Origin of the sequence: Sphingomonas sp. BAUL-RG-20F-R05-02 (assembly GCF_022662305.1) — a bacterium.
In the GTDB taxonomy this organism is placed as follows: Bacteria; Pseudomonadota; Alphaproteobacteria; order Sphingomonadales; family Sphingomonadaceae; genus Sphingomonas.
The window spans coordinates 142,500-155,607 of sequence record NZ_JAKNQH010000001.1 but is presented as its reverse complement, the minus strand read 5'-3'; the positions used below and the strand labels follow the sequence as shown (position 1 = coordinate 155,607).

The 13,108-nt window shown below is 67.0% G+C and carries 9 protein-coding genes and 1 pseudogene; all 10 read right to left on the bottom strand.

The genetic code is table 11. The annotated features are described in order from the left end of the window. Positions 1-73 precede the first annotated feature (73 nt). The 10 genes and pseudogenes from L8F97_RS00760 to L8F97_RS00715 all read right to left on the bottom strand — a co-directional run bounded on the left by L8F97_RS00760 (position 74) and on the right by L8F97_RS00715 (position 13,108). Positions 74-1,966, bottom strand: coding sequence for an XrtA/PEP-CTERM system amidotransferase (locus L8F97_RS00760; protein ID WP_242146095.1), 1,893 nt, complete (start codon positions 1,964-1,966; stop codon positions 74-76). After that, a complete protein-coding gene (gene xrtA / locus L8F97_RS00755) occupies positions 1,967-3,508 on the bottom strand; it encodes an exosortase A (RefSeq protein WP_242146094.1) in 1,542 nt (513 codons plus the stop codon). Then, positions 3,505-4,698 carry a TIGR03087 family PEP-CTERM/XrtA system glycosyltransferase gene (locus L8F97_RS00750; RefSeq protein ID WP_242146093.1) on the bottom strand — a complete coding sequence of 398 codons (1,194 nt, stop codon included), beginning with the start codon at positions 4,696-4,698 and terminating at the stop codon, positions 3,505-3,507. Before L8F97_RS00750 ends, xrtA begins: the two co-directional genes overlap by 4 nt. A gap of 15 nt (positions 4,699-4,713) precedes the next feature. Continuing rightward, positions 4,714-5,787, bottom strand: a complete 1,074-nt coding sequence (locus L8F97_RS00745; protein WP_242146092.1) for a FemAB family XrtA/PEP-CTERM system-associated protein — start codon at positions 5,785-5,787, stop codon at positions 4,714-4,716. Next, complete coding sequence (locus L8F97_RS00740) at positions 5,784-6,620, bottom strand: XrtA system polysaccharide deacetylase (RefSeq protein WP_242146091.1); 837 nt, start codon at positions 6,618-6,620, stop codon at positions 5,784-5,786. Before L8F97_RS00740 ends, L8F97_RS00745 begins: the two co-directional genes overlap by 4 nt. A gap of 850 nt (positions 6,621-7,470) precedes the next feature. Next, positions 7,471-8,400, bottom strand: a pseudogene (locus tag L8F97_RS22810) (XrtA/PEP-CTERM system-associated ATPase); the annotation flags it as partial. A gap of 11 nt (positions 8,401-8,411) precedes the next feature. Further along, on the bottom strand, positions 8,412-10,004 hold the full coding sequence (locus L8F97_RS00730) for a hypothetical protein (protein ID WP_242146089.1): 1,593 nt from the start codon (positions 10,002-10,004) through the stop codon (positions 8,412-8,414). Continuing rightward, the gene (locus L8F97_RS00725) at positions 10,001-10,930 is read right to left on the bottom strand and encodes an AAA family ATPase (RefSeq protein ID WP_242146088.1); all 930 of its coding nucleotides are present in this window, start codon (positions 10,928-10,930) and stop codon (positions 10,001-10,003) included. The genes L8F97_RS00730 and L8F97_RS00725 overlap by 4 nt, the downstream gene beginning before the upstream one ends. Next, a complete protein-coding gene (locus L8F97_RS00720) occupies positions 10,927-12,453 on the bottom strand; it encodes an XrtA system polysaccharide chain length determinant (protein WP_242146087.1) in 1,527 nt (508 codons plus the stop codon). Before L8F97_RS00720 ends, L8F97_RS00725 begins: the two co-directional genes overlap by 4 nt. Before the next feature lie 13 nt (positions 12,454-12,466). Further along, positions 12,467-13,108: an XrtA/PEP-CTERM system exopolysaccharide export protein gene (locus L8F97_RS00715; protein WP_242146086.1), complete on the bottom strand. Its 642-nt coding sequence runs from the start codon at positions 13,106-13,108 to the stop codon at positions 12,467-12,469.

Sequence of the window (13,108 nt, the reverse complement as noted above, 5' to 3'; positions counted from 1 at the left end):
GGACTGGCCGGCGCAAAACATCGTCGGCGTCCGACATCATGGGCTTTGCCCATGATGTCGGACTAGCGGCCTTCTACCCGAACAGCCGAGCCATGCTGCGTTCGAGCATCACCAACTGCCATAACGTCCGACCGTGTTCCGCCCGACCCGCGCGATGATCCGTCGCGATCTTCTCGATCGCCCGCGCGTCAAACCATCCACTACCGATCAACGTGCGCGAGCGTGACAACGCCGCCGCTTCATCCGCCAGCGCACCCCTGAACCACGCGCTGATCGGCGTGACAAACCCCATCTTCGGCCGGTACAACGTATCTTTCGGCAGATAACGTTCCATCGCCTTTTTCATCAGCCATTTGCCCTGCCCGCCGCGCAGCCGCATGTCCGCCGGCAAGGTTGCGGCGAACTCAACCAGTTTGTAGTCGAGCAGCGGTTCGCGCGCCTCCAGGCTGACCGCCATACTGGTGCGGTCCGCCTTCGTCAGGATGTCACCCGGCAACCAATGTTGGAAATCGGCATATTGCGCCCGATCCAACGCGTCGCGCGCCGGTGCGTCACGCATCGAGCGGACGTAACGATCCTCCGCGCGATGCCCACCCAGCGCAAGGCGAGCCGCGTTGGTCAGCAGCGCCGCGCGCAGTGCCGGCGTTGTCACGCCGACCGACCGAGCATAGCCTTCCGCGCCATCCTCGGCGAGTGCGAGCAGCGTCGTCTTGGCGCGCAACTGGCGCGGCGCCCAGTCCGCCTTGGGGTAATGCCGCCCGAGCGTCCCGAACACACGCGACCGCAGCGACGCCGGCAACAGCGCGCGCACGCGTTCCTCCGCCGTCTGGAACTTGTAGCGTCGATAGCCCGCAAACGCCTCATCCGCGCCGTCACCCGATAACGCCACCGTCACCGTCTCCCGCGCCAGTTCGCACACCCGGTAAGTGGCGAGCGCGGAAGCATCCGCAAACGGCTCGTCGAACGAGGCAACCAGCGTATCGATCAGCGAGAAGTCCTGCGGCGACACGATCCGTTCGCGATGTTCGGTGGCGAACCGCCTGGCGATCACATCCGCGTAAGACCGCTCGTCCACGCCCGCCTCGTCAAAGCCGATCGTGCAGGTTTTCACCGCACGCGGCGAGGCTTCCGCCATCAACGCGACCACCGCCGAACTGTCTACTCCCCCCGACAGGAACGCGCCGAGCGGCACGTCGGCGACCATCCGCATCGTCACGGCGGCACGCATCCGCTCGACCAATTCCTCCTCCAGCGCCTTACGGCTGCCGGTGGCGCGGCGCGAGAAGTCCACGTCCCACCAGCGCGACGGCGCTGGCACCGGCTTACCACGTTCGAGCAACAGGAAATGACCGGCCGGCAGCTTCTTCACGCCCGCGACCAGACAGGTGTCGTCCGGCACGTAGCCGAACGCGAGATAATCGTCGATCGCGGTAATCTGCGGCACGCGTCGCAGCAGCGGATGCGCAAGCAGCCCCTTCAGCTCGGATGCGAACGCCACCGCGCCGTCGGGCAGCTCAACATAATGGAGCGGCTTAACGCCCATGCGGTCGCGCGCCATGAACAGGGTCTGGCGCGCGGCATCGTGGATCGCGAACGCAAACATGCCGTTCAGCCGGTCCAGCATCGCCGGGCCCCACGCTGCCCAGCCGTGCAGCAGCACCTCGGTATCGCCGGAGGTGAGGAACCGCGCGCCCTTTGCCTGCAACTCTGCGCGCAGTTCGGCGAAGTTGTAGATTTCGCCGTTATAGGTGACGGTGAGCGCGCCGTCCGCGCTGCGCATCGGCTGCGGACTGCCGGCAATATCGATGATCGAGAGCCGGCGATGACCAAGTCCGACCCCGGGCGCAGTCCACACCTCGCCGCCGTCCGGCCCGCGATGCGCCTGCACGTCGGTCATCGTGCGCACCCGCGCCGGATCGACCGGCTTGGGCATATTGGGGTAGAACAGGCCGGCGATCCCGCACATCTAGCGTGGCATCCCGGCGGCGCGATCCGCCACCGCGTCGATCGGACCAAGCGCGGCCAGGAACCGCGTCATCGCCGCCCGCGCGTCTCGCCCCGGCAGCACTTCGGCCGAGACATGCACCGCCACCGCGCGCTGCGGCCCGCCGAGCAGTTTGGCCTGCAGCGTCGCCAGCTTTTGCCGCGCGCCGCTGTGCGTGACGATATCACCGACCAGGTACCAGGTCGCGATCAACCGCTCGACCGGGCCGGGCGCCGTTACGTGGATCACCGAGCCACCATCCAGATCGGGCAGGTTCTCGATCCGCACCCAAACGTCATCCTCGCGCAACGCGCCGACGCCGAACGAGACGATTTCCTTGCCCTCATGCTGCGACCCATACACGGCTATCGCAAGATCGACAGCGTCGCCGTTCGCATCGGCGTAACGCCCGATCAGATAATGGTCCGCACCCGGATAGTTCGGTGCCCAGGGCGCTCGCACGCTCATCGACACGCGGTGCCAGCCCGGCACGTCCGGCAGCGCGATCCGCGCGGGCAGGACTTGCGCACGATTGGCGATGGCCGCGCTCCACGCCGGGAACACCGCGATCGACACCAGCACCAACGCCGCCGCAAGCCAAGCATCCAACCGGAAGCGTGGCACCGCTTGCAGCGTGCTCGCATCGAACACGGGCGCATCGGGCGCACGATCGAACCAGCGCCAGCCGATCGCGATCACCGCCGCCATTACTAACCCGAAGAAGATCCAGCCGTACATGATATGATCGAACCCCGTCGCGCGTTCGACCGACGTCAAGTACGCGGCGTAGATCGTCCCGAACGCGCGGAGGCCGTTGGCGATCACCGGCACGATGAGCGCGACGACCATGAACACCGCGCGCCTGCTCCACGATACGAAGCAGACGTTGGCGACCAGCGTACCGTAAGCGATCATCGCGATCACGAACTTCGCGCCCGAGCACGCCTCCGCCACTTCGAAATACCCGTTCGGGATGGTGATGAGCACGCCATCGACCTGCGCCGGCACACCGAACAGGTGCAGCATCGGCATCGTCATCGCGACCGTCACGGTCTGGAGCGGCCCCTCCATTCCCTCGCCGAACGGCACGAGGAAGACCGCATAGCACAGCGGAAACAGTAGCCCGCGCGCCACATTCGGCCCGAGCAGCGTCACCACCGACCCTTGCAACATCATCACCAGCCCAAGCTGCCGCGCCAGTGCGACGCCGCCGGCATCGCCGAGCAACCAGCCCATCCCGCCACATGCGACGATCACCAGCCCCGGCACCCAGCCGACCGGAGTCAGCTTCGCAAGATCGCCGCGCCGCGCCCAGACGAGCCATGCGAGTACGGGTGCGATGAACAGGCAATGGCCGAACGTCGTGCTGGTCCACCACAGATGCACCAGCGTCATCACATCGTGCCAGAACGCCGCGACGATCACCACCGCCACGCCGGCCAGCCCCGCGAGGTGACGGCGCCACGCCGCCTCCACCGGGCTGGCGGCCGGCGCAAAGCCGGTCGAGGGAACCGCGTATGTCACGCCGCCTGCCGCGCCCCACCCGCGACGACGGTGTCGAGCGGAGCGAGGCATGCCGCCCAGCTATAGCGTCGCTGAACCTGCGCACGCGCCGACTGGCCCAGCGCCGCGGCGGCGTCGCGATCGGCAAGCAGCGCGCTCACCGCTCCGGCTATCTCGGCCGCGTCCGCGCCGACCCGGATCGTGCCGGCATGCGCGATACCCTCCGCGGCGGGCACGGAGGCGACCACGGGCCGTGCCATCGCCATCGCCTCCAGCACCTTGTTCTGGATGCCGCGCGCCAATCTCAGCGGCGCGACCACCACGCTCGCGGCGGCAAGCCAGCCGCGCACGTCCGCCACTTCGCCCGTCACGATCACGCCTGGGAGTTTGGCAAGCGCCTTCACAGCCTGAGCCGGCGCACGACCAACGATCGCGAAATGTGCCTGCGGGCGCCGGGCGCGGATCTGCGGCAGGATCGCCTGGGCGAACCACGTGACCGCCTCGATATTCGGGCGGTAATCCATCTGGCCGGTGAAGACGATCACCTCGTCCGGAGCGTCCGCCCGCGCGAAATCGGCTGCCGGATCGAATACCTGCGTGTTGATGCCGTTCTCGATCGCCATCACGCGGTCCGCTCCGGTTTCAGTCCGGAACAGCGCGGCTTCGGCGGTGCTGACGAACAGGCTGGCATCCACGCGCTCCGCGATGCTGCGCTCGAACGCCTGCAGCATCTTGGCTTCACGCGCCATCATCCAACGTGACGGGCCACGCGCGGCGGCAGCGTAATCGGCAAACTTCGCCGAATCCATATCGACGAAATCCATCACCACGCGCTGGGGCAACGTCGGCGGCAGATACTGCGCCATCTGACCCGAGAACACGTAGATCGTGTCAATCGCATGCCGCGCCATAATGTCTGCCACCGCATCGCGTACGCCAGCATCGTCGAACGCAGTCAGCGACACCGGACGATGCTGGAGCAGCGCTTCGCCCACCGCGCGCCAGCGGGGTTTGCCGCGCCATAGCACCTTGCGTTCCCCCGTCAGCCACGCGGGCGGCCCCGCCTCCAGGTCACGCGCGTCGTCCGCGAACGCGACGAGGTGGACGCGCGTATGGCCGCACAGATGCTGGAGGACGTGGAAACCCCGGATCTTGTCACCACGATCCGGCGGATAGGGCACGCGGTGCGCTAAAAACAGGATGTCGCTCATACGTCAGTCCACCGCTCAGCCAAGCCCCTTGGCGATATGCGGACCGATCATGTTCGCAAGTCGCAAGGGCAGCTTCTTCCAAAGGTCGACTTGCAGCCGGTATTTCGGGCTGAGCGGGTTGATCTCGCGCGGAGTCTCGCCAGGTTTCACACGCTTGGCATAGCGCAGCGGCACACCCTCGAAACCCCAATTTTTCTTGAACGCCGCCGGCCCGGTACCGACCTTCGATCGCCCGAAGTCGAACGTCGAGCAGCCGCGTGCGCGGGCATGGCTCATCAGCGCGAAGTACATCCGGTCGTTGGCCCGCAGCGCGCGGGCTTCGACCGTGCCGCCGCCCCAATAAGGATAGACGATACCCCGATGATATAGCGACAGCACGCTCGCCACCGGCTTACCGGCGGAGCGGATCGTCAGGATATCCGCATCATCGCCGAACGCATCCAGCACGTACGCGAACAGCTTTGCCGGGAACACCGGCGTGCCTAGATTGCGGACCGATTCGGCGTAGACGGTATAATGCGCCTCGCGGTCGGCCTTGCCGCTCCCGACCGACACGTCGAGATCGAGCGCACGCGCCTTGCGCACTTCGGCCCGCTGTTTGCGCGGGATGGCCATCAGTTCGGCCTCGTCCGACACCGCGAGCGGGCGAGTGAAGCCGAGATACGCGCCTTCCTCCGCAATCCAATCGCCGCCCGGCACAAGGCCGCCGCGCAATTCGAGGCTCGAAACGCCAAGCTTCAGCGCCAGCGCCCAGCCGGCTTCCGCCAGCACACCCGCCGCCGCATCGTTGCTGGCGAGGATGCCGCCACCCACAGCGAAGCCGTTCGAGACCAACGCCCGCCCGAACAGACGCGAACGGATTTCGGTCATCGGCAGCACGCCCTCGATCCCGCCGTCGGCACGTTCGACGATCAGCGTGTGGCTGCGCTGCCCGCACCCTCGCGCCACCGCAAGGCTCCACGCCGGCAGGTGGAAAGGCGTACCGCCCGCCTGCCCGCGCACGAATTCGCTGATCCGCTCACAGTCGGCGGCGTTGCTCAGATCGGCGGCGCGCAGCCCGAGCGGGGGCGACAACAACGGCACGGTCACGCAGGCACCGTCAGATCCGCCACGATACGGTCCATCCGGTCCCAGCGATGCGCACGGATCAGCCCGCGCAGCTTGCCCGCCATCGCGCCGAGCCGGCTGTAATGCCGCAACCGAGACTTGAGCGGGGCCGCCGCGACGCGCGGCTGGCCGGTGTCGATCTCCCACGGGTGGAAGTAGAACACCGCCGGCTGGCCGTCGGCCGATACCTGCCGCACTGCATGGTTGGTCAGCGCCGCCGGGAACAACCGGAAGAAGCCACCGCCGGTCGCCATCCGCCGCTGGCCGAACTCGGCCACCGTCACCGGCACCTCGACCAACCCCGCGTCCGCGACCGGCCGGAACGCGTAGCGCGGCGCCTCGGGCCAGCCGTAATGATCGTGCCTCAGCGGCGCAACGCTCGACGAGTAAGCATAGCCTTCCTCGGCAAGGATCGGGTGCGCCCAGGGCGTGCGCTTGTCGATCGAGAAGCTCGGCGCGCGGTAGCCGGTGATGGCGACACCCCCGGCATCCTCCAGCGTCTTTCGTGCGCGCACGATATCGGCGCGGAACTGATCGGCGGTCATCGTGAACACGCGGGTGTGCGCCCAGCCGTGGCTGGCGAGTTCATGCCCGCCCGCGACGATCCGGCGGATCAACGCGGGGTGCCGCTCCGCCACCCAGCCGAGCGTGAAGAAGGTGGCCTTCACCCCGCTTTCGGCGAACAGCGCCAGCACCGCATCGGTATTGTATTCCACCCGCGATTCCAGCCGGTCCCAGTCGGCGGGCGCGATGACCCGCTCGAACGCGCCGACCTGGAACCACTCCTCGATATCGACCGACAGCGCGTGCCGCATGACGTCAGCGCAAATCGCGGCGGAGGCCGGCCATGTCGTGCGACCCCTCGCCTTCCACCCAATCGACCAGCAGCGTCAGGACGCGCCGCAACGCCGCGTCCTGCTCCTCCACGCGCGCCTCCAGCGATGCGATGCGCGCGCGGCTGGCGGGGTCGCCCGCCGATGAAGCCTCCAGCGCCTCCTCGACCTGCGTCTCCAGGACGGCAAGCCGCGCCTTTGTCGCAGGCGGAAGGTCGCTTGGGCGCGCGGAGAGTTGCGCCATCGCCGCTTCAAGCGATCCGAGATGATCCGTCACCGCGGGATCGGTTTGCACCGGCCGGCCCGCCACCTCGTCAAGCCGCGCCTCCAGCGCGGCAAGCTGTGCCTCGGTTGCCGGATCGACCTCCGGCCGACGCGCGGCAAGCGCCTCGAACCGTTCCTCCAACGACCCAAGCTGCGCCTCGATCGCCGGGATCGCCATATCGGCGGCAAGCTGTTCAAACCGAGCTTCCAGCACTCCCAGCCGCTCGCGGGCGGCGGCGTCAGCCTCCGGGATGCGGGCGGCGGTCTGCTCGATCGCCGTGCCCAGCGTGATGAGATCCTCGCGGAACATCTGGTCGACATCCGCAACCACGCCGGCGATCTGATCGGTCCGCGCCTCAACCGAGGCAATTCGCTCAGGCAAGGCCGGATCCAGCTTCGGTACCTGCTCGACTCGCGCCTCCAGCGAGGTCAACCGTGCGAGGATGCCACGATCGCCACGCGGCCCGGCCGACACGTTCTCCAGCCGCGACTCGATCGAGGCGATCGCCTGCATCAGCGACTGGTCCGCACCGGGCTCGTCGGCACGCGATTCAAGCGATTCGATCCGCGCCAGCAAGGCTGGATCGGGTAGCGCGTCCACCGGTCGGATCGGGCGCACCACGGCCGATTGCGGCTGCGCAGATGCTTTCTGGGCGACTGGCGCCGGCGCAGGCGTTTCGGCCGGCGTGTCGTTGGAAATATCGGCCAGCACCGTATTCACCACCTCTGCGTCAATCGTGTCGAGCTGCTCGATCGCGCCGAACATTAGCACTCGGCCAGCAAGCTGGTTGAGCCGGCGCGGCACGCCGTCCGAGCCGGAGTACAGCGCGGCGAACGCATCATCGGTGAAATGCGGGCGCCCGGTCCACCCCACCACGCCGAGCCGGTGGATCATGTACGGTGCGACTTCCTCGCGCTCCATCGGGTCGAGGTGATGCGTCGCGATCACGCGTTGGCGGAGCTGCTCGAGCCGGTCCGAGCCATGCAGCCGTTCACGGAACTCGGGCTGTCCGAGCAGGAAGATCTGCAGCAGCGCATGCCCTCCCGCCTGGAAGTTCGACAGCATCCGCAATTCTTCAAGCGCGGACACCGGCAGCGCCTGCGCTTCGTCGACGATCAGCAGCGTGCGCCGTCCACTGCGCGCGGTGGCGTGCAGGCCGCGTTCAATCGCGGTGAGCAATTGCGCCTTGGTCATGCCGTCGGTCTGCAGATCGAGTCCGTTGCCGACCATGCGGAGCAGATCGTCCGCCTCGATCTGGGTGGAGACAATCTTGATCGCCTGCAAGCGGTCGCGATCGACAGTCGCCATCAGGTGGCCGACCAAAGTCGTCTTGCCCGCGCCGACATCGCCGGTGATGACGATGAAGCCCTCGCCCTGGCTGAGGCCATAGCCAAGATACGCCATCGCCTTGCGGTGCGTGGCGGTCTCGTACCAGAAGCGCGGATCGGGCGTGAGCTGGAACGGCCGCCCGTTCAGTCCGTAATGGTCGTCGTACATGCCACTCGTCCTCAGAAACTGTACCGCATGCCGACCTGACCCTGCGCGGAGGTCTGGTCGCGAAGGCCCTGCTGGCTGAAGTTGTAGAGCCCGGCGGTCGCGCTCGCGCCCAACCGTCCGAAGCTGCGGTAGTAACTTACGGTTGCGCCCTCGCTGTAGATGCCGCGCGAGCCGACGATCCCCGACTTATAATAGTTCGCGATGATATCCGCGTTGATGCTCGACACCGGATCGAGCGTCAGGCCGACATAGGCTTGCGCGTAATAGCTGTCGTCCTCGACGCCGTCGACGGTGAAGCCCTCACCCTCGGGGGCGTAGAAACGGCGGTTGGCATAGCCCGCGCCGACGCCGTAGCTGATCGGGCCGCGGCTGGCCGACAGGATCGCATCGACGCCGCGTGCGCGATACGCAGAGGTCGAAATCGACTGGAGCGCACCGTTCAGGCAGCCACCTGCCGAGTTGCCGGTGCTGAAGGTACAGCCGCCGAACTGCTGGCCGAACGCATCGCGCTGCGTGATGAAGGTGGTCGGCAGGCGACCGATACCGTCCTGAAGCTGACGGCCAAACGTGGTCACGCCGTCGTACACCCCGATCTGCAGGCTCACCGAGCGGGTCGGTGCGTAGGAGAACGATCCGGTGTAGATCGTGCCGCCATAGCGTCGGCCGACGTTGGCGGTCAGCAAGGTGCGCGGCGACGGCCGCCAGATCACGCCGGCGTCATAGATCAGCCCATCCGTCTCGTACGCGATCCGGCGCGGCGAAGCCTCGTTGGTGACGAACCGCCCGTTGCGATCGGTCACGACGTTGCCCGCCGCGTCCAGCAACGCATCCTTCTGCGTGACCTTGATGTTTTCGTACCCTGCGCCGGCGCGTACCGCGAGCGTCCGCGTGACCGGCAGAACCACGTCACCGCGCGCGTATTTGCCCTCGTAACGCTGACGAAGCTGGTTCTGCGTGTCGCGTTCGTATGCGCCGCTGACAGTGACGCCGACCGGCAGGACCTCACCCGCCTTGACGCCGGCGGAGGCGGTGACGACATGGCTCTGTTCGATATCGAAGGTATCGAGCTTCGGCGCACCCGGCGCGACCAACGTCGCACCCGGCGTCTCCACCTTGGTATAGCCGTAGCGATAGGCCGCGTTGAGCTGCACCGGGCCGGCATTGGTGGCCACGGTCGGCCCGGCATAAACCGAATAGACCTGGCTGATGTTGTCGTTATCGGCAGCGAGGTTGATCGGCGCGGCACCACGGATGTCGTTCCGCGTCCGCACCGCCAGCGCGCCGCCCTCGATGCTCACGCCCGGCGCCACGCGCACGTTGGCGCGAGCAAGGCCGCTGTGCACGTCGTTATCGCCGATGTCCTTGTTCCAGGCGATGCGCCGTTCGTAGCGGTAGCTCACCTGCACGTCGGTGCGCGTGGTGTGGATGTTGGCATCCACCCCGGCCGCGATCGTGGAATAGGTCAGCACGTCGTTGTTGGTGAGATCGGCGTCGACCGTCTGCGCAAGCTCGATATACGGCGTGATAGATTTCGACCGCTGCGCCTGTGCAGGGATCGCGATGAGCGCGGCGCAGGCCGCGCCGCTCAGCAGCAGAGCCTTCATTTGCTTTCCTCCTGCCCGTAATAGCTGCCGAAACGGCGGCCGCCGGGCGCATAGCTGACTGCGTTGAGCAACAGCTGAATTTCCTCGCACCCGTCGAGCAGCGCGACCGCCTCACGCAAGTCGCTTTCCACCGTCCTGTCGGCGCGCACCACGATCACGGTCTGCCCGACGTGATGCGCCAGCACGGCGGCGGGCGACGCCGCCAGCACCGGCGGCGAATCGAAGATCAGCACGCGGCGCGGATCGGCGGCGAGCAGCCGGGCGATCAGCTTGGCGGTGCGCGCGCTACCGAGCAGTTCGGTGTCGTTGTGCGACTTGGTGCCGGCGGGCAGCACGCTGAACTGTGCGATATCGGTGCGCACCACGCAGTCCTCAATATCTACTGCCGGATCGGCAAGCGCGTCGAGTAGACCCATGCTCTCGGCAATGCCGAGCCGCGCCATCACGTCGGGCTTGGCGAAGTCCGCATCAACGAGGATCACCTCGACCTCACGCTCCGCCGCCATCGAAATCGCGAGGTTGACCGCGCAATAGGTCTTGCCGTCGTTCGGCTTTGCCGAACAGACGAGGATCGTGCGCGATTTGTCCGCATCGGCAGCGCGAAGGCTGCGCGCGGTGACCATCAACTGCCGCTTGACCAGCCGGAACTCCTCAGCGAGCGCGCCGACCGGCGCGTCCGGCACCAGCAGCCCGTTGGCGGCAAGCATAGCGCGGTCGATCACCGCGACAGCGCCGCTGACGGGCGCGGGCGTGAACACCGGTATTTCCGCCACGACCGGCTCGACCACCTTCAGCGGCAACGGCGCGGGCGCGTCGTCCACCGGCGGCAGCGGGTTTCGTGCGCGCAGTTCGGCGTTGAAGTCGTACACCTTGGCGGCACGCTCGATCAGCGAACCGCCCTTCTTGCGAGGCGTAAGGTCGTTCATGCCGCAAGTCCTCGCTGGAGCATCTCGACGCCGAGCAACGCCACCCAGGCGACCACCAGGGCCGCCGCGCCGCCGCCAAAATAGCCAAGCTGTCGCCGCCGCTGCGCGATCTGCGCCTTGGTTACCGCTTCGCCGATCGAACCGATCACGCTGAGGCCCGTAGCCGCCTCCAACCGCTTCGCGGTCGGGAAGGTGGTCTGCACCTGCGTCATCGCGAACGCCGCACCACCACCCACCGCCAGCGCCGCGATCAGCACACCGGTCAGCAGCAGCGGACGATTGGGCGAGGTCGGTACGCGCGGGGCACTCGGCTGGTCGAGCACGCTGAACTTGATCTGGTCGGTTTGCGATTGCGCCTGCCCGCGCAGGCGTACGTCCTCGCGGTCGGAGAGCAGCTTGTCGTAGCTGTCCTTCAGCACCTGATAGTCGCGCTCGATTTGCGACTGTTCCTGCATCTGCGAGGAATCCCCGGTCAGCTTCGCGCTGATCGCGTCGATATCACCCTGCAACTGCCGCTTGCGGCTGAGCGCAGCGGCGACCTGCGCCTGCTTGTCAGCCTGATTGGACTTCAACTGAAGGTATAGCGGGTTGGATGCACGTGCGCCCGCGCCCGTGCCGCCGACCAGCGGCTCGTTGCGCGCCGCCGCCTGCGCCGCCGCCAACTGGCTTTTCAGCGCGACCACGTCCGGGTGCTGTTCGGTATAACCCCGCGCCCGCGCATCGGCGAGTTGGCCCTGGATCGCCGCCAGTCGGGCGCGCGCCGGCCCGGCGCTACCCGCGCTCGCCGCCGCGCCAGGCACGCTCGCCGGCGTGCCCGCCATCTGGCCGTTCACCACCGCGAGGCTCGACTGCGCCGCCGCCAGATCGCTGTCGACCTGCGACATCTGCGCACGCGCCGCCGCCAGCCGGTCCGCGATCGATCCGGTACCGGGCAGCGAACCGAGGAACTGGTTCTGGAACGCCTCGCGCTTGGTCTCGGCATCCTGAAGCTGCTTCTGCTTCTGCGCGAGCTGCTGGTCGAGGAATTGCAGGGTCGAGGTGGTCTCGGCCTTGTCACCGGAAAGGTTCTGTTCGACGAACAGGTCGAGCAGCTTCTGCACCACCTGCCGTGCGATCCTGGGGCTGCGCTGCGCGACCGAAATGGTAAAGGTATTGTCCTGCTCAGAGGTGATCTTCACCGCCTGCTGGAGCGCCGCCACCCGGTCCGCCACATCCTTGTCGGTCGCGACCGTATTGGCGAGATCGGTGCCGCGCACGACCTTCTCGAGATTGTCGGCAGAGGTCAGCGTCTGGCGAACCGTGTCGAGATCCTTCTGCTGGTCGGCGGGCGTGATGCCCACCGCCGCCGGCAGGATCGTCTGCATCTGCGCGAACACGCGCGCGGTTGATTCGTAGCTGCTTGGGATCTGCGCCACGAACAGCCAGCCGACCACCGCCACGCCCCATGCCACGCCAAGCGCAAGCCAGCGCCGCATCCAGATAGAATGGATCGCGATCCGCAGTTCGTCAAAGAGACCGTTCACTCGGCGCGCCCCCTCAGAACATGCTCTCGGGGATAATGATGACGTCGCCCGGCTCCAGCCGGACGTTCGCCTTCGAATCACCGTTCTTCAGCAGGTTGGACAGCTTGACGTTATACTCGACCTGCTTGCCGGTGGTGCGGTCGTAGCGGACGAGCTTGGCACGGTTGCCCGCCGCATATTCGCTTAGTCCCCCCACCGCGATCATCGCGTCGAGCAGCGTCATGTTCGCGCGGTACGGGATCGATGCGGGCTTCGCGGTCGCACCGACGATGCGGACCTGTTGGCTGAACGTGCCAGAGAAATTCTCTACGATGACGGAGACGATCGGGTCCTTGATGTATTCGCCGAGCGCGATCTTCATGTCGTCCGCGAGCATCGCCGGCGTCTTGCCGACGGCGGGCATGTCGTTGATGAGTGGCGTGGTGATCCGGCCATCGGGGCGCACCTGCACCTTCGCCGACAGTTCGGGGTTACGCCACACGAAGATGTTGAGCTGGTCGAGCGGGCCGATGACATATTCCTCGCCCGGCTGCTCCTGCGTGGCGACGAAAGCGGCTGGCGGCAACTGCGTGCCACCGCCAGTCGCGCAGCCATTCAGCGCCAGCGCGATCCCGCTGGTCGTCATCAAGCCCTTGAGAAGCCCCGAGTTACGCAT